This is a genomic window from Azoarcus sp. DN11 (assembly GCF_003628555.1).
In the GTDB taxonomy this organism is placed as follows: Bacteria; Pseudomonadota; Gammaproteobacteria; order Burkholderiales; family Rhodocyclaceae; genus Aromatoleum.
In genome coordinates, this window is record NZ_CP021731.1 from 76200 (window position 1) to 92843 (window position 16644).

Consider the following 16644-nt stretch of genomic DNA (forward strand, 5'->3'; position numbering starts at 1 on the left):
ATGGTATGTCATCTGCTTGGCCTTCATCACTACCAACAGGCAGGCAGAACCCGAAAAGTGGAGAGACAGATCAGGCTGTGCGACTGCAACCGCAGTTTCACGGTCGATGAAAAAGCCCTCGCGGCGGGCATCCAGGCGCCGCTGAAAGTCCATCACGAACTCTGCCGGCGCGAGATCGGCGAGGTCGAGTCCGCGCTCGCCTGCGGCGACGTGCTGGTCGGCTGTACGCAGGAGGCCGCACTCTTCGCCGAAGTCGCCGCCGAGCGGCCGGCCGCGCGCATCGACTTCTTCAATCTGCGCGAAAACGCCGGCTGGTCCGCCGAAGGCCGCGGTGCGACGCCCAAGATGGCGGCGCTGCTCGCGGCGGCGACCCTACCCGAGCCGGAGCCGGTGGCGGGCGTCACGCTCGTCGCCGGCAACCATCTGCTGATCGTCGGCGAAGCCGGGGCGGCGCTGGGCTGGGCCGAGCGGCTGGCGGCGCGCTTCGACGTGTCGGTGCTGCTCACCGGCGCGAGCCGTGATGCGGAATTGCCGACCGAACGGCGCTACCCGGTGTGGTCCGGCGCGGGCGTGAAGCTCTCCGGCCATCTCGGCGGCTTCGAGGTCGCGTGGACGCAGCAGAACCCGATCGACCTCGACCTGTGCGTGCGCTGCAACGCCTGTATCCGCGTCTGTCCCGAAGGGGCGATCGGCTGGGACTATCAGGTCGACACCGCGCGCTGCCAGTCGCACCGCGCCTGCGTGACGGCCTGTGGCACGGTCGGCGCGATCGACTTCGCGCGCGCCGACGGGCAGCGCGAAGGCCGCTTCGACCTCGTGCTCGATCTTTCCGCCGAACCGCTGCTGAAGCGCGTCGAGCCGCCGCAGGGCTACGCCGCGCCGGGGCGCGATGCGCTCGACCAGGCGCTCGCCGTGCAGGCGCTGGGCGAGCTCGTCGGCGAATTCGAGAAGCCGCGCTACGTCGCGCTCGAGCCGAAACTGTGCGCGCACAGCCGCTCGCGCAAGACCGGCTGCACGAACTGCATCGAGTCCTGTTCGGCCGAAGCGATCGTGTCGGCAGGCGATGTCGTGCGCGTCGACCCCTACCTGTGCCAGGGCTGCGGCACCTGTTCGACGGTGTGCCCGACCGGCGCGCTCGCGGCGCAGTATCCGCGCGTCGAGGACCTCGGCCTGCGCGTGAAGACGGTGCTCGCGCGCTACCGCGACGCGGGCGGCGAGGCGCCCTGCCTGCTGTTCCATTCCGCCGAAGCCGGGCGCGCGCTGATTGAACGCCTCGCGCGCCGCGGCAAGGGCCTGCCCGCGCGCGTGATCCCGCTCGAAACCTGGAGCGCCGACGCGGTCGGCCTCGACTTGATGCTGGGCAGCGTCGCGCTCGGCGCCTGTCAGGTCGCGGTGCTCGCCGCCGGCACGCACGACGCGGCGCCCCTGCGGGCGCAGGCCGCGCATGCGCAGGCGATCCTCGCGGGCCTCGGCTACGCCGGCGAGCACCTGCGCATCATCGACGCGGAAGACTGGAACGGACTCGAAGCCGCCCTGTGGGACTGGACTCCGGCGCAGGGCGTGAGCCCCGCGGCGACCTTCCGCCTCGTGCCGCGGAAGCGCGACACGCTCGATCTCGCGCTGCGCCATCTGCACGAATCGGCCCCCGCGCCGGTCACGGAAATCCCGTTGAAGGCCGGCGCGCCCTTCGGTGCGGTCGCGGTCAGCGACGCCTGCACGCTGTGCATGTCCTGCGTCGGCGCCTGCCCGACCGGGGCGCTCAATGCCGCGACGGACGCGATGCGCCTCGGCTTCCTCGAGAAGGCCTGCGTGCAGTGCGGCCTGTGCGCGAATTCCTGCCCCGAGAATGCGATCACGCTCACGCCGCGGCTGCTGCTCGACGAGTCGGCGCGCCGTAGCGTGCCGCTGAAGGAGGCGGAGATCTTTCACTGCGTCCGCTGCGGCGCCGCGATGGGCGCGAAGCCGATCATCGACGCGATGGTGAGCCGCCTTGCCGGGCACGCGATGTTTGCCAGCGAGGCGCAGCGCCGGCGCCTGCACATGTGCGCCGACTGCCGCGTGATCGACCTGATGGAAAACGAGAACGGCACCAAAGCCTGGAACATGACCGAATGAACGCACCCGCCGCGATCATCGAAGCACACCCGGCGCCGGCCGGCGACACGCTGATCCTGGGCGACGAGGACCGTGCCCGCGCCCATCACTATGCGCTACTCGCGCGCCTGTTCTTCGCCGCGCCGGATGCTCCGCTGCTGGCGGCGCTCGCCGCGTCGGCACGCGTGATGGGCGACGGCGACTCGCCCTTCGCCCGCGCCTGGGCCGAGCTCGGCGAGTGCGCCGAACAGGCCGACGCGTCCGCGCTGCGCGACGAATACGACGCGCTCTTCTACGGCATCGGCCGCCCCGACGTGATGCTGTACGGCTCGTGGTACCTGGCCGGCTTCCTGATGGAGGAGCCGCTCGCCGAACTGCGCGACGACCTCGCCGAGCTGGGCCTCGCACGCCGCGCCGGCGTCGCCGAGACCGAGGACCACATCGCCGCGCTCGCCGAGGTGATGCGCCACCTGGCGCTGACCGGCCCCGACGAGGCCGGCCTCGCGCGGCAGCGCCGCTTTTTCGTCCGTCATCTGCAGCCCTGGTACGCGCGCCTCGCCGACGCGCTCGCCGCGGCGCCGCAGGCACGGTTCTATGCCCGCACCGGTGCGCTGATGCGGGCGTTTTTCGACATCGAGAGCGAAGCTTTCGCAATGGAGCAGGGCGCCGCCGGTCACTAAGGACCGGACGAGGCGACCCGGCATGGGGGAAAGAGGATGGAAGACAAAAAATCCGGCCTGCAGCGCCGTCATTTCCTGCTGACGCTCGGTGCCGGCGGTGCCGCTGCGGCAGCGGCGGTCGCGACCGTCGCGGGCAAGCCGGCCACCGTGGCCGCACCGCTCGCCGCGGCCGCGGGTGAGCCCGAAGCGGAGCGCGGCGTCAGCGAGCACGCCCGCAACTACTACCGCACTGCGCGCATCTAGGCGGGGGACACGCGATGCTTACGAGGAAATCCACCCAGGCGACGGGCGCGGCCCGTCAGCTGCGCAGCTCGGCCGCGCGGCATTTCGGCCAGACCATGGACCGGCGCACCTTCCTGAAGCGCTCGGGTTTAGGCGTCGGCGTCGGCGCGCTCGCCGCGCAACTGCCCTATAACCTGATCGGCAGCGCCGATGCGGCCGCCCCCGCAGCGGCCGGCGCGGCAGGCGACACGAGCGTGCGCCGCACCGTGTGCACGCACTGTTCGGTCGGCTGCGCGATCGACGCAGTCGTCAAGAACGGCGTGTGGGTGCGCCAGGAGCCGGTGTTCGACTCGCCGATCAACCTCGGCGCGCACTGTGCCAAGGGCGCATCGGTGCGTGAGCACGGCCACGGCGAGCATCGCCTCAAGTACCCGATGAAGCTCGTCGACGGCAAGTACCAGAAGATCACCTGGGACCAGGCGATCCAGGAAGTCGGCGACCGCCTGCTGAAGATCCGCGAGGAATCCGGCCCCGACGCCGTGTACTGGATCGGCTCGTCGAAGCACAGCAACGAGCAGTCCTACCTGCTGCGCAAGTTCGTGTCCTTCTTCGGCACGAACAACATGGACCACCAGGCGCGCATCTGCCACTCGACCACCGTCGCCGGCGTCGCCAACACCTGGGGCTACGGCGCGATGACGAACTCCTACAACGACATGCAGAACGCGAAGGCGATGCTGTTCATCGGCTCCAACGCGGCCGAGGCGCACCCGGTGTCGCTGCTGCACATCCTGCATGCGAAGGAGAACGGGTCGAAGATGGTCGTCGTCGACCCGCGCTTCACGCGCACCGCGGCGAAGGCCGACTACTACGTGCGCATCCGCTCGGGCACCGACATCGCCTTCATCTGGGGCCTGCTGTACCACATCTACCAGAACGGCTGGGAGGACAAGGAATACATCCGCCAGCGCGTGTTCGGCATGGACAAGGCGCACGAGGAGTTCATGAAGTGGACGCCGGACCGCGTGCAGGAAGTCACCGGCGTGCCCGAGGAACAGGTGAAGAAGGTCGCCGAGACGCTGGCGAAGAACCGGCCGTCGACGGTCGTGTGGTGCATGGGCCAGACCCAGCACACCGTCGGCAACGCCAACGTGCGCGCGATGTGCATCCTGCAGCTCGCGCTCGGCAACGTCGGCGTTTCGGGCGGCGGCACGAACATCTTCCGCGGCCACGACAACGTGCAGGGCGCGACCGACGTCGGCCCCAACCCGGACTCGCTGCCCGGCTACTACGGCCTCGCGCCCGGCTCGTGGAAGCACTGGTGCAGGGTGTGGGGCGTCGACTACGAGTGGGTGAAGTCGCGCTACAGGTCCGAGGACCTGATGACCAAGTCCGGCATCACCGTGTCGCGCTGGATCGACGGCGTGCTCGAGAACCCGGAGCTCATCGACCAGCCCAACGGCAACCTGCGCGCGGTCGTGTACTGGGGGCACGCGCCGAACTCGCAGACGCGCGGCGCCGAGATGGTCGAGGCGATGAAGAAGCTCGACACCCTGGTCGTCATCGACCCCTATCCGTCGGCCACCGCCGCGATGGCGGCGATGGTGCGGAAGGACGGCGTGTACCTGCTGCCCGCGTGCACGCAGTTCGAGACCTCCGGCTCGGCCACCGCGTCGAACCGCTCGCTGCAATGGCGCGAGAAGGTGATCGAGCCGCTGTTCGAATCCAAGCCCGACCAGACGATCATGTATGCCTTCGCGAAGAAGTTCGGCTACGCCGACGAGCTCGTGAAGAACATCAAGCTCGTGAAGGACAAGCAGGGCTGGGACGAGCCCGAAACCGAGGACATCCTGCGCGAGATCAACCGCGGCACCTGGACGATCGGCTACAGCGGCCAGTCGCCCGAGCGGCTCAAGCTGCACATGCGGAACATGGCCACCTTCGACGTGAAGACGCTGAAGGCCAACGGCGGCCCGTGCGACGGCGAGTATTTCGGCCTGCCCTGGCCGTGCTACGGCACGCCCGAGCTCAAGCACCCCGGCACGCCCAACCTGTACGACACCTCGAAGCACGTGATGGACGGCGGCGGCAACTTCCGCGCCAACTTCGGCGTCGAGCGCGACGGCGTGTCGCTGCTCGCCGGGGACGGTTCCGCGTCGAAGGGGTCCGAGCTGCAGATGGGCTACCCCGAGTTCGACGACGTGCTGCTGAAGAAGCTCGGCTGGTGGGATGAGCTCACCGACGCCGAGAAGGCCGCCGCCGAAGGCAAGAACTGGAAGACCGACCTGTCGGGCGGGATCATCCGCGTGACGATGAAGAACCACGGCGTGCACCCCTACGGCAACGCGCGCGCGCGCGCGCTGGTGTGGAACTTCCCCGACCCGATCCCGCTGCACCGCGAGCCGATCTACTCGCCGCGCCCGGACCTCGTCGCGAAGTACCCGACGCACGACGACAAGATGAAGTTCTGGCGCCTGCCGACGCTGTACAAGTCGCTGCAGGAGAAGGTCAAGGACATCTCCAAGGAGTACCCGCTGATCATGACCTCGGGGCGCCTCGTCGAATACGAGGGCGGCGGCGAGGAGACGCGCTCCAACCCGTGGCTCGCCGAGTTGCAGCAGGAGATGTTCGCCGAGGTCAATCCGAAGGACGCCAACGACGCCGGCTTCCGCGACGGCGACTACATCTGGGTCGAATCGCCGACCAAGGCGAAGCTCAAGGTGCGCGCCCAGGTCACGCAGCGCGTGGCGCCGGGCACGGTGTTCCTGCCCTTCCACTTCTCCGGCTGGTGGCACGGCAAGGACATGCTCGAGTTCTACCCCGAAGGCGCGGCGCCGATCGTCCGCGGCGAGGCGGTCAACACCGCGACGACCTATGGCTACGACTCGGTGACGATGATGCAGGAAACCAAGACCACCCTGTGCCGGGTTTCGAAGGCCTGAGGGAGGGGAGAACGATATGGCACGCATGAAATTCCTGTGTGACGCCGAGCGCTGCATCGAGTGCAACGGCTGCGTCACCGCCTGCAAGAACGAGCACGAAGTGCCGTGGGGCGTGAACCGCCGGCGCGTCGTCACGATCAACGACGGGGTGCCGGGCGAGCGCTCGATGTCGGTCGCCTGCATGCACTGCTCGGACGCGCCATGCGTCGCGGTGTGCCCGACCAACGTCATCTACCAGACCGAGGAAGGCATCGTCCTGCACGACAAGGACGGCTGCATCGGCTGCGGCTACTGCTTCTACGCCTGTCCGTTCGGCGCGCCGCAGTTCCCCAACGGTCCGGCGGCCTTCGGTGCGCGCGGCAAGATGGACAAATGCACCTTCTGCGCCGGCGGCCCGGAGGAAAACGGCTCGCAGGTGGAGTTCGAGAAGTACGGCCGCAACCGCATCGCCGAAGGCAAGCTGCCGCTGTGCGCCGAGATGTGCTCGACCAAGGCGCTGCTCGCGGGCGATGCGGCCGAAATCTCGGAGATCTTCCGCGACCGCGTGCTGCGCCGCGGCAAGGGCGTCGAGGCCTGGGGCTGGATGACCGCTTACGGCAAGGAGGAGGCGAAAAAATGAAGACGCGCATCCCTTACGTGATCGCCGCCGCATGCGCGGCGGTGCTGCTGGCCGGCTGCGGCGAGAAATCGCAGGTCGCCAAGTACGAGCACGGCAAATATGCCGGCAAGAGCGACACCCGCCCGTGGGAGGGCGGTGTCTACAAGGGCGACAAGGGGGCGTGGGAGCAGGCGCTGCGCAACCGCATCCGCACCCAGAACGAATACAAGCGGGTCGAGTGAGGAGCCGGTGATGAGCACAACCCTCAGGCAACGCAGCGGCGTCGCGCTGCTGCTGGCGCTGGTGTCGTGGCTGTTCCTGCTGGGCAGCGGGGCGGCGATGGCGCAAGCCGACCCGGCCGCGGCGCAGGTCGAACGCCAGCAGACGCAGCCGCTCAACAACGCCCCGGTATGGCGCGAGGTGCGCTCGGGCGAGTCCCACTTCACGACCGTGCGCGGTCCCGAGACCGGCGTGCTGATCCAGACCGAAGGCCAGGTGTGGCGGCAGTGGCGCAACGGCCCGATCACGTTCTACGGCGGCATCCTGCTGCTGGTCGTGCCGACGGCGATCGGACTGTTCTTCGCGATGAAGGGCGCCCTGAAGCTGCACGGCGCGCCGACCGGACGCCGGCTGCAGCGCTTCAGCACCTTCGAGCGCGTCGTGCATTGGGGCACCGCGGCCACCTTCGTCATCCTGGGCCTCACCGGCGTGTGCATCCTGTTCGGCAAGCACTTCATCGCCCCGGTGTTCGGCACCGCGGTGCTGGGCGGGCTGCTGACGGCGGGCAAGGCCGTGCACAACTACGTCGGCCCGCTGTTCGGCGTGTTCACGCTGCTGATGATCGTCGCCTTCCTGCGCGACAACGTGTGGCAGGCGATCGACAGCGTATGGATCCGCAAGGCCGGCGGCATCGCCAGCGGCGAGCACGTGCCCTCGGGGCGCTTCAACTTCGGCGAGAAGACCTGGTTCTGGATCGGCGTGACCTTCCTCGGCCTGATCGTCGCCGGTTCCGGCCTCGTCATGGACTTCCCCAACTTCGGCCAGACGCGCGCCGACATGCAGCTTGCCAACGTCATCCACGGCGTCGGCGCGATCCTGCTGATCGCCCTGTCGCTGGGCCATATCTACATGGGCACGATCGGCGTCGAAGGCGCGTACCAGTCGATGAGGACCGGCTACGTGGACGAGACCTGGGCGAAGGAGCACCACGAAGCGTGGTACGAGGAGGTGAAGGCCGGCCGCTCGGGCCATCCGTGATCCGGGACCGACCGGACCGACTGTCGCCTCGTGCCAAACTCGTCACGCGTGCGCGGTTTTCCTGCATCGCGTTCGCGACTAGACTGAGCGGGTAAAAAGGGCGCCGGTCGGCGCCTTCCAACCGCAAGGAGAACCCCGCATGAGCACCGTGACCCTGGGTGGCAACCCGATCGAAGTCGCCGGCAAGTTCCCGCACAAGGGCGACACCGTCCCGCCGCTGTCGCTGGTCGGCGCGGACCTGAAGGACGTGACGCTCGCCGACTACGGCCGCAAGCGCAAGGTCCTCAACATCGTTCCCAGCCTCGACACCCCGACCTGCGCGACCTCGACGCGCAAGTTCAACGCCGAGGCGTCCAAGCTCGCCGACACCGTCGTGCTGGTCATCTCCGCCGACCTGCCCTTCGCCGCCAAGCGCTTCTGCGTCGCCGAAGGGCTGGAGAACGTCATCACGCTGTCGACGATGCGCGGGCGCAGCTTCATGAAGGACTACGGCGTCGAGATCGCCTCCGGCCCGCTCGCCGGCGTCGCTGCGCGTGCCGTCGTCGTGCTGGACGCCGACAACCGCGTGCTGCATTCGCAGCTCGTGGGCGAGATCAAGGATGAACCCGACTACGCGGCGGCGCTCGCGGCGCTGAAGTAAGCAGCGGGCATAACCCGTCACCTAAAACGGGTTTATCATACGGGAGCGAGTGGCCGCGAGCCGGCTGCGCGCTCCCGCTTCCGGCTGACGGAATCAGCCGCTCCCTCGTCCGTCGCCCGAAGCAAGCAGATGCCGGATTTACTGCCGAAAGTCGGCCTCGAACAGCTCCAGGTGGGCATGTTCGTGTCGCTCGACGTGCCCTGGCTGGACCATCCCTTCCTGGTCAATTCCTTCCGCATCAGCAGTGCGAGGCAGCTCGCCACGCTGCGCGAGCTGGGGCTGCGCAAGATCGCCTACGACCCGACACGCTCGGCCGCCGAGCCCTTGCCGCCGGGCGGCGAAACCCCGTCCGTGCCGCCGTCCCTGCCCGAACCCGGGGAGCGGGAGCACATCGAGGCCAAGCGGACCCGCGCCGCGCGCATGGCCGAACAGCGCGACCTCATCCGCAGCTGCGAAAAGGCCTATGCGAACTGCGTGGATTCGACGCGCGACCTGCTCGCCGACGTGCTGCACTATCCGGCCGACGCGACCGCGCAGGCCGGGGCGATGGTGGGCGAGCTCGCGTCCACTTCCTCGAGGATGCCGGCGCCACCGTGATGCTCATCGCGTCGCGCAAGCGCGACGACGCCACGCACCAGCATTCGCTCAACGTGATGATCCTGACGATGATCCTCGCGAAGGGGCTGAACCTCAAGCGCGAGGTGTTCGAGGCGGCCGGCATGGGCGCGCTGCTGCACGACATCGGCGCCCGGCGCATCAATCCCATCGTGCTGCGCACGAAGGAGCGCAGCCGTCCCGAGGAATCCCTCTACCGCATGCACGGCGAGTACGGGCTGCAGATCGTCGGCAAGCACGTCCCGGCCCCGGTGTGCGCGATCATCCGCGAACACCACGAAGCCATGGACGGCAGCGGTTTCCCGGCCGGGCGCAAGGGCCCGGACATCAACCCGCTGGCGCGCATGGTCGCAATCGCAAACCGCTACGACAACCTGTGCAATCCGCACTCGCTCGTCGAGGCGCTGACACCCGCGGAAGCGCTGTCGCAGATGTATGCGCGCGAGGCCGCGCATTTCGATCCCTTCATGCTGTCGGTGTTCATCAAGGAGCTCGGCATCTATCCGCCCGGCTCCTTCGTGCGCCTGTCGACCGGCTCGATCGCGATCGTCGTCGCCGTTACGCCGGGCAACACGCTGCGGCCGACCGTGCTCGTGTATGAACCGGGCGTGCCGCGGCGCGACGCGCTGGTGCTGAGCCTCGCCGACGCGCGCGAGGTCGCGATCGACACCGTGCTCAAGCCGCGCGCACTGCCGCGCGAAGTCGTCGATTACCTCAACCCGCGCATGAACCTCGCGTACTTCGCGCAGCGCGCGCGCCGCTGATCACGCGGGGGCGATCGCGTCGAGCGCCTTTTCCAGCGCCTTGACGCTGCGCTCGACCGCGTGCAGCTTGTCGAGGCCGAAGAGCCCGATGCGGAAGGTGCGGAAATCCGCCGGCTCGCCGCACTGCAGCGGCACGCCGGCGGCGATCTGCAGGCCCTGCGCGGTGAATTTCTTCCCCGACTGGATCTCCGCATCGTCCGTGTAGCACACGACCACGCCCGGCGCCTCGAAGCCTGCTGCCGCGACGCTGCGGAAGCCGCGCGCGGCGAGCAGTGCGCGCACGCGCCGGCCCAGCTCCTGCTGTTCCGCCTGCACCTTGTCGAAGCCGTAGGCCTCGGTCTCCAGCATCACGTCGCGCAGCGCGGTCAGCGCGTCGGTCGGCATCGTCGCGTGGTAGGCATGGCCGCCCTTCTCGTACGCTTCCATGATGTGCAGCCATTTCTTCAGGTCGCATGCGAAGCTGGTGCTGCCGGTGGTCTCGAGGCGCTCGCGCGCGCGTTCGCCGAGCATCACCAGCGCGCAGCACGGCGGTGCGCTCCAGCCCTTCTGCGGCGCGCTGATGAGGATGTCGACGCCGCTTGCCGCCATATCCACCCAGATCGTGCCGGAGGCGATGCAGTCGAGCACGAACAGGCCGCCGACCGCGTGCACGGCGTCGGCGACCGCGCGCAGGTAGTCGTCGGGCAGCATCATGCCGGAGGCCGTCTCGACGTGCGGCGCGAACACCAGCTCGGGCCGGTGCTCGCGGATCGCCGCGACGACCTCGGCGATCGGTGCCGGCGCGAAGGCCGCCTGCGGGCCGGGTGCGACCGGACGTGCCTTCAACACCGTGCATTGCGACGGGATGCCGCCCATGTCGAAGATCTGCGTCCAGCGGTAGCTGAACCAGCCGTTGCGGATCACCAGGCACTTCTTCCCGGTCGCGAACTGGCGCGCGACCGCCTCCATGCCGAAGGTGCCGCTGCCGGGCACGACGATCGCCGTGTGCGCGCCATACACCTTCTTCAGCACGCGCGAGATGTCGCGCATGACGCCCTGGAAGCGCTGCGACATGTGGTTGAGCGCGCGGTCGGTATAGACGACGGAGTATTCGAGCAGACCTTCGGGATCGGGGTGGGGCAGCAGGCTGGGCATCTTCTTCGGGCTCCGCAGAAATGAATCCAACATGGCCGTCCAGCTTAGCACGCGACGCGGTTCAGGGCGGGCAGGGGCGTTGGTGCAGGTACTTCTCGCATTCCTCGGCGGTGAAGCCGTGTGTGACGCGCTCGCGCAGCGCCGCCGCGAGCTGTGCCGGGTCGAGCGGAAGGAAATGCACCCGCTTGTCGCCGCCGCCGGTCGCGAGCGTGCTTCCGTCGGGGGAGAACGCGACCGCATTCACCGCGGCGTCCTGCGGCGGCAGCGTGAAGCGCTCCGTGCCGCTCGCGACGTCCCACACGCGCGCGCTGCGGTCGCGGCTGGCGGTTGCGAGCAGGCGGCCGTCGGGGCTGAAGGCGAGCGCGCCGATGGCGCCGGTGTGGCCGGCGAGTTCGCGCAGGGCCTTGCCGCTGGCGAGATCCCACAGGCGCGCGCGCCGGTCCGCGCCGGCCGCCGCGAGCAGGGCGCCGTCCGGGCTCAGCGCGATGTCGTCGATCTCGTCGCCGCGTTCCTGCAGGCGGCGCTGCAACTTGCCGTTCGCGGCGTTCCACTCCGCGAGCCCGCCGTCGGCGCCGGCCGTGAGCACGTGCTGCCCGTCGCGGCTGAAGAGGGCGCGGTTCAGCGGCGCCGTGCCGGTGCGCAGCCACAGGCGCCGCACTCCGCTCGCCGCATCCCAGATGCCGGCCATGCCGTCGTGCCCGGCGGTGACGACGAGGCGCCCGTCGGCGCTGAAGGCCACGCTTTGCACGCGTCCCGCATGTCCGCGCAGCAGGCGCGGCGCCTGGGCGCCGGTGGCGTCCCACAGCGCCGCCGTGCCGTCGACGCTCGCCGTCGCGAGGTGCTTGCCGTCCGGGCTCCACGCGACGCGGAACACCGTGCCCGTGTATCCCGTCAGCTGCTGCAGCACCTTGCCGCCGGCGCGGTCCCAGATTTTCGCGACGGCGTCGCGCGAAGCCGTCGCGAGCCGGCTGCCGTCGGGGCTGAAGGCGATATCGGAGATCGCGCCGCCGTGGGTGAAGGCGACGTCCCACAGCCTCACGCTGCCGTCCCCCCCCGGCGGTCGCGAGCCTGGGGCCTGCCGGATCGAAGGCGAGGCCGTGGACGGCGTCGCCGTGGCCGCCGAGCGTCGTCAGCGGCTGGCACTCGCCTTGCGGCCGGGTGCAGCCGGCGACGTCCCACAGGCGCGCGGTGCCGTCGAAGCCGCCGGTCGCGAAGGTCAGGCCGTCCGGGCTGAAGGCGAGCGCATCGACCGCGTCGGGCTGCTCGGGCAGTTCGCGCACCAATGCGCCGCTCGCAGCGTCCCACAGGCGTACGCTGCGGTCCTGGCTCGCGCTCGCCAGCCAACGCCCGTCGGGGCTGAAGGCCACCGCGAAGACCGTGTCCGTGTGGCCGTCGAGCACGTGCTCGGGCCGTCCGCTCAGCAGGTTCCAGATGCGCACCGATGACTCCCGCCCGGCGGTCGCGAGGCGCCGGCCGTCGGGACTGAAGGCCACTGCGTGCACCTCGGCCCGGTGCCCGGTCAGGTTCGTGAGCAGGCGGCCGGTGTCGACATCCCACAGGCGCACGACCGGGTCCTGGCCGACCGTTGCGACGAGCTCGCCGTCGGGGCTGAACGCGACGCCCTGCAGGCGTTCGGCCTGGCGCGGCAGCTCGCGCAGCCGCTCGCCGCGCGCGACGTCCCACAGGATCGCCCTGCCGTCATGGCCCACCGACGCGAGTGTCCCGCCGTCGGGGCTGAACGCGACGGCGCGCACCGCGCCCTCGTGCCCGCGCAGCACCGCGAGTTCGGCCCCGTTCGCGGCGTCCCACAGGCGCACGCTGCCGTCCTGTCCGGCGGAGGCCATGTGCGTGCCGTCCGGGCTGAAAGCCACCGCCTGCACGCGCTGCGCATGCCCGTGCAGCGTCAGGCGCAGCCGCGTCGCATCGAGTGCGCGTCGCGCCGCATCCTCGGCCTCCCCGCGCACGAACGGGGGGGCGTCCGCGGTGCGCCGCAGTGCCTCCAGTGCGGCGTGGGTGCTGATTTCCGGGTCGCTGTCGAGATAGCGCAGCGAGGTCGCGACGAGCTGCACCGACAGCGCCAGTTCGGTCTTCTGCCGCCGCTGTGTCTCGGCCACCTGCTGCGCGATCAGCGTGCCGATCGCCGCAATCGCCGCGAGGAAGGCGATCACCCCCAGCCCGACCGCGAACCGCCGCATGCGCCGCGCGATCGCGGCCTCCTCCGCGGCCTGCGCGCGTGCCGCCGCGAGCTCGCGCGCGCGTTCCGCGTCCTGTTCGCGCTGCAGGTAGCCGTGCCGCCACGCCAGGATCGCCGGTGCGAGCACGTCGTGGCAGATCTCGTACTGCGCACCGCGGTCGTCGCCCTGCGGCGGCGCAATGCGGTTCAGCACCTGTTCGCCGGTAAGGCGCTGCAGCACCGCCGCGATCTCTTCGTCCGGCGCCTCGGCGCAGTCACGCAGGTCCGCGACGCGGCACGCGATCTTGGCCCCTGAAGGCGTCACCATGCGTTCGAAGAACTGCGCGCACAGCCTTTGCTCGTCGGTGTCCAGGCGTGCCATGAGCTCGGCGAGATGCCGGTGCGCGATCTCGTGCACGTCGCCCAGCGCCATGAGGCTCGCCAGCCGCAGCACGCGGGAGCCGGCGCGCATCTCCTCGTGCCAGATGTGCGTCAGCACCAGCTGCAGGGTCGCCGCCGGGATGCCGTTCGCGCCCCTGCCGTCGCCGGCGCCGACCTCGGCGATCGCACACTCGACGAATCCGTCCTCGACCGTCAACGGCACGTCCTGCGCGCCCGTGCCGTTGAAGACCGCGAGCGGGCCGCGGATCGCCGCCGCAGCGCCGGGCGTGTCGAGGGGGTCGAGGCGGAGCGTGTTCGCGAGCAGCGTGGGGATGCGCCCGCACAGGCGGTCGAGGCGCGCGAGGCTGTCGTCGCGCAGCGACAGCAGCACGCCGAAGTCGAGGCCGGCGTTGACCGCGTCCGTGAATTCGCGCTCGAAGGCATCGCCGGTCGCGGTATCCGGGTGGTAGAGGAAGTACTCCTCGAACTGGTCGAGCACCAGCAGCACCGCGCCACCCACCGCCTGCGCGAGTGCCGCGACGATGCCTTCGAGGGGGGCTGCGGCATCGACGCCGGGCGTCGTCCCGGCCGGGAACGCCGCGATCAGTTCTCCCTTCAGCGCCGCGAGGAAGTCCGTGCGCGGCCACGCACGGAACACCGCGATCGCCGTGCCCGGCCGCGCCTTCAGCGCCGGCACGACGCCTGCGAGCAGCACCGAGCTCTTGCCGACGCCGCTCGCGCCGTAGAACACCGTCAGCGGGGCGGACGACAGGTGCGACGCGACGACGCGCTGCTCGCGCTCGCGGCCGAAGAACAGTCCGTGCTCGGTCTCGGTGTAGGGGCGCAGGCCGACGTAGGGGCAGGACTCCGCGCCCGCGACATCGCTCATCGGCGTGCCCCCGCGGCCACCGAGGCACGGTACTGGCAGGGTCGCGGTTGAAACGGTACCACCCGGCTGCGCCGCGGCCGGATCCAGATCACGCCGTAAAGGGGGTTCCGCCACCGCCGTCCTCCATGCCGATCCGTCGCAGGGCGCACCGCTATGTCATCCGGCGCGCCTCCGATGCTGAACTATAGTTGAAATCGTACTCCCGGCCGAAGGAGTTGGATGCGGGCCCCGACATCGGCCACGCTGCCCCGTCCCGCGTGCATGCGCCCGGTGTGACCGCGCCGTTCCCCTCGAGTTCGCCGCCCATGCTGCGGACATGAATCCGGCGCTGATCGTCCCTTGGCACGGGGCCGGGTCGCGCCTGGCGCGTACCGGCCTGCCCGCGCACTCGGGGTCAACCCGCATCACCGATTGCCGCGCAATGCCTTACGATTGGCGCGGGAGCATGCTGTTCGCCGCACGTGCCGGCCTCGCGCGGGCGCCGTGCCGAAGGCATTTCAGACCAACGCGATTGGAGTGTCCGTTCATGCGCAAGTCCCTCACCGCTATTGCCCTGTGTTGCGCCGTCGCCGGCCTCGCCGCGCCCGCGCACGCCCAGCTCACCGGCACGCTGCAGAAGATCAAGGATTCCGGCGCGATCACGGTCGGCCATCGCGAATCCTCGGTGCCCTTCTCCTACCTCGACGCCAACCAGAAGCCGATCGGTTATGCGATGGACCTGTGCGCGAAGGTCGTCGACGCGATCAAGGCGGAGCTGAAGATGCCCAACCTGAAGGTCAATTACCAGGCCGTGACCTCGCAGAACCGCATCCCGCTGATGCAGAACGGCACGATCGACCTCGAATGCGGTTCGACCACCAACAGCATCGCGCGCCAGCAGCAGGTCGGCTTTTCCGTCGCCTACTTCGTCACCAGCGTGCGCCTGGCGGTGCGCAAGGACTCCGGCATCAAGGACATCGGCGACCTCAACGGCAAACCCGTCGTCACGACCACCGGCACGACCTCCGACCAGCTCATCAAGATGAACGAGCGGGGCAGGTCGATCAATGCGAGGAACATCTACGGCAAGGACCACGCCGATTCCTTCCTGATGGTCGAGAGCGGCCGCGCCGCCGCCTTCGTGATGGACGACATCCTGCTCGCGGGCCTGATCGCCAGCTCCAAGAGCCCGGCCAGCTTCGAGATCGTCGGACCCTCGCTGCGCGACGAGCCCTACGCGGTGATGATGCGCAAGGACGACGCGCCGTTCAAGGCGCTGGTCGACAAGACCCTCATCGGCCTGATGAAGTCCGGCGAGGCCGAGAAGCTCTACACCAAGTGGTTCATGAGCCCGATTCCGCCGCGCAACGTGAACCTCAACTTCCCGATGAGCGCGGCAGTCAAGGCGGCGTTCCAGCATCCGACCGACAAGGGCGTCGAGTAAGGCGCCCCGCGCGGCGGCCTGAGCCGGGCCGCCGCGACCCGACATCCGACAGACCGGCCCGGCGCGCCGCCCAGGGAGGGGAGTTCGCATGAACTACCATTGGGACTGGATGTTCTTCTTCCGGGAGACCGACGACGGTCTCAAGTATTACGACTGGATCATGTCCGGCCTCGGCTGGACCACCGCCGTGTCGCTCGCCTCGCTGGCGGTCGCGCTGCTCCTCGGCTCGGTCCTGGGCGTCATGCGCACGACGCCCCGGCGCTGGCTCGTCGGCCTCGGCGACGCCTACGTCGATGCCTTCCGCAACGTCCCGCTGATCGTCCAGCTCTTCATGTGGTTCTTCGTCGTGCCCGAGCTGGTGCCGGAAAAGTTCGGCATCTGGCTGAAGCAGGACCTGCCCTACGTCGTCACCGCGGTCGTCGGCCTGGGCCTCTACACCGCTGCGCGCATCGCCGAACAGGTCAAGGCGGGCATCAACGCGCTGTCGCGCGGCCAGCGCAACGCCGGCCTCGCGCTCGGCTTCACCGAGTGGCAGACCTATCGCTACGTGCGCCTGCCGATGGCCTACCGCATCGTGCTGCCGGCGCTCACGTCGGAGGCGATGAACATCTTCAAGAACTCCGCCGTCACCTACGCGGTGGGCATCCTCGAGCTCTATTTCCAGTACAAGCAGATCATCGAGAAGACCTCGCAGGTGCTGGAGATCACCATCGTCGTGACCCTGTGCTACTTCGTGCTGGCCTTCGTCATGAACCGGCTGCTTGCCTTCATCGAGGCGCGCACGCGCGTGCCGGGCCTGATCGTCGGCACCAAGGGCGACAAGTGAGGAGGC

At 69.5% G+C, this 16644-nt stretch carries 14 protein-coding genes and 1 pseudogene; 12 read left to right on the forward strand and 3 right to left on the reverse strand.

All coding sequences use genetic code 11. The features are described from left to right. From CDA09_RS00330 to CDA09_RS23565, 10 genes are all read left to right on the forward strand, one after another. Positions 1 to 2115 (forward strand): 4Fe-4S binding protein, encoded by a 2115-nt coding sequence (locus CDA09_RS00330; protein ID WP_121426800.1) that lies wholly within the window; start codon positions 1 to 3, stop codon positions 2113 to 2115. Then, on the forward strand, positions 2112 to 2774 hold the full coding sequence (locus CDA09_RS00335; RefSeq protein ID WP_121426801.1) for a TorD/DmsD family molecular chaperone: 663 nt from the start codon (positions 2112 to 2114) through the stop codon (positions 2772 to 2774). Before CDA09_RS00330 ends, CDA09_RS00335 begins: the two co-directional genes overlap by 4 nt. A 36-nt stretch (positions 2775 to 2810) precedes the next feature. After that, entirely contained in the window at positions 2811 to 3017 is a 207-nt protein-coding gene (locus CDA09_RS00340; RefSeq protein ID WP_121426802.1) for a hypothetical protein, read from the forward strand. A 14-nt stretch (positions 3018 to 3031) separates the two neighbouring features. After that, positions 3032 to 5938, forward strand: a complete 2907-nt coding sequence (locus CDA09_RS00345) for a formate dehydrogenase subunit alpha (protein ID WP_121426803.1) — start codon at positions 3032 to 3034, stop codon at positions 5936 to 5938. Positions 5939 to 5954: 16 nt separating this feature from the next. Then, entirely contained in the window at positions 5955 to 6557 is a 603-nt protein-coding gene (gene fdh3B, locus CDA09_RS00350; protein WP_121426804.1) for a formate dehydrogenase FDH3 subunit beta, read from the forward strand. Further along, positions 6554 to 6778 carry a hypothetical protein gene (locus CDA09_RS00355; RefSeq protein WP_121426805.1) on the forward strand — a complete coding sequence of 75 codons (225 nt, stop codon included), beginning with the start codon at positions 6554 to 6556 and terminating at the stop codon, positions 6776 to 6778. The genes fdh3B and CDA09_RS00355 overlap by 4 nt, the downstream gene beginning before the upstream one ends. A 10-nt stretch (positions 6779 to 6788) precedes the next feature. After that, complete coding sequence (locus tag CDA09_RS00360) at positions 6789 to 7793, forward strand: formate dehydrogenase subunit gamma (RefSeq protein ID WP_121426806.1); 1005 nt, start codon at positions 6789 to 6791, stop codon at positions 7791 to 7793. A 139-nt stretch (positions 7794 to 7932) separates the two neighbouring features. Further along, on the forward strand, positions 7933 to 8433 hold the full coding sequence (tpx, locus tag CDA09_RS00365; protein WP_121426807.1) for a thiol peroxidase: 501 nt from the start codon (positions 7933 to 7935) through the stop codon (positions 8431 to 8433). Positions 8434 to 8562: 129 nt separating this feature from the next. Beyond that, positions 8563 to 9030: a DUF3391 domain-containing protein gene (locus tag CDA09_RS23560; RefSeq protein ID WP_286164319.1), complete on the forward strand. Its 468-nt coding sequence runs from the start codon at positions 8563 to 8565 to the stop codon at positions 9028 to 9030. Then, positions 9030 to 9812, forward strand: coding sequence for an HD-GYP domain-containing protein (locus CDA09_RS23565; protein ID WP_286164504.1), 783 nt, complete (start codon positions 9030 to 9032; stop codon positions 9810 to 9812). The genes CDA09_RS23560 and CDA09_RS23565 overlap by 1 nt, the downstream gene beginning before the upstream one ends. Here CDA09_RS23565 and CDA09_RS00375 read toward each other — a convergent pair whose 3' ends face one another. The 3 genes and pseudogenes from CDA09_RS00375 to CDA09_RS23750 form a co-directional block, all read right to left on the reverse strand. Further along, positions 9813 to 10946, reverse strand: coding sequence for an aminotransferase class V-fold PLP-dependent enzyme (locus tag CDA09_RS00375; RefSeq protein ID WP_121426808.1), 1134 nt, complete (start codon positions 10944 to 10946; stop codon positions 9813 to 9815). A gap of 61 nt (positions 10947 to 11007) precedes the next feature. Beyond that, positions 11008 to 11985, reverse strand: coding sequence for a WD40 repeat domain-containing protein (locus tag CDA09_RS00380; protein ID WP_121426809.1), 978 nt, complete (start codon positions 11983 to 11985; stop codon positions 11008 to 11010). A gap of 52 nt (positions 11986 to 12037) precedes the next feature. Continuing rightward, positions 12038 to 14389, reverse strand: a pseudogene (locus CDA09_RS23750) (nSTAND1 domain-containing NTPase); the annotation flags it as partial. Between the two features lie 526 nt (positions 14390 to 14915). Here CDA09_RS23750 and CDA09_RS00405 point away from each other — a divergent pair. Next, a complete protein-coding gene (locus CDA09_RS00405) occupies positions 14916 to 15812 on the forward strand; it encodes a transporter substrate-binding domain-containing protein (RefSeq protein WP_121426811.1) in 897 nt (298 codons plus the stop codon). A gap of 88 nt (positions 15813 to 15900) precedes the next feature. Continuing rightward, positions 15901 to 16638, forward strand: coding sequence for an amino acid ABC transporter permease (locus CDA09_RS00410; protein ID WP_121426812.1), 738 nt, complete (start codon positions 15901 to 15903; stop codon positions 16636 to 16638). Positions 16639 to 16644 lie beyond the last annotated feature (6 nt).

Coding starts and splice junctions, on each gene's coding strand:
- CDA09_RS00330 (WP_121426800.1), top strand. CDS start 1: ATGGTATGTCATCTGCTTGGCCTTCATCACTACCAACAGGCAGGCAGA.
- CDA09_RS00335 (WP_121426801.1), top strand. CDS start 2,112: ATGAACGCACCCGCCGCGATCATCGAAGCACACCCGGCGCCGGCCGGC.
- CDA09_RS00340 (WP_121426802.1), top strand. CDS start 2,811: ATGGAAGACAAAAAATCCGGCCTGCAGCGCCGTCATTTCCTGCTGACG.
- CDA09_RS00345 (WP_121426803.1), top strand. CDS start 3,032: ATGCTTACGAGGAAATCCACCCAGGCGACGGGCGCGGCCCGTCAGCTG.
- fdh3B (WP_121426804.1), top strand. CDS start 5,955: ATGGCACGCATGAAATTCCTGTGTGACGCCGAGCGCTGCATCGAGTGC.
- CDA09_RS00355 (WP_121426805.1), top strand. CDS start 6,554: ATGAAGACGCGCATCCCTTACGTGATCGCCGCCGCATGCGCGGCGGTG.
- CDA09_RS00360 (WP_121426806.1), top strand. CDS start 6,789: ATGAGCACAACCCTCAGGCAACGCAGCGGCGTCGCGCTGCTGCTGGCG.
- tpx (WP_121426807.1), top strand. CDS start 7,933: ATGAGCACCGTGACCCTGGGTGGCAACCCGATCGAAGTCGCCGGCAAG.
- CDA09_RS23560 (WP_286164319.1), top strand. CDS start 8,563: ATGCCGGATTTACTGCCGAAAGTCGGCCTCGAACAGCTCCAGGTGGGC.
- CDA09_RS23565 (WP_286164504.1), top strand. CDS start 9,030: ATGCTCATCGCGTCGCGCAAGCGCGACGACGCCACGCACCAGCATTCG.
- CDA09_RS00375 (WP_121426808.1), bottom strand. CDS start 10,946: ATGCCCAGCCTGCTGCCCCACCCCGATCCCGAAGGTCTGCTCGAATAC.
- CDA09_RS00405 (WP_121426811.1), top strand. CDS start 14,916: ATGCGCAAGTCCCTCACCGCTATTGCCCTGTGTTGCGCCGTCGCCGGC.
- CDA09_RS00410 (WP_121426812.1), top strand. CDS start 15,901: ATGAACTACCATTGGGACTGGATGTTCTTCTTCCGGGAGACCGACGAC.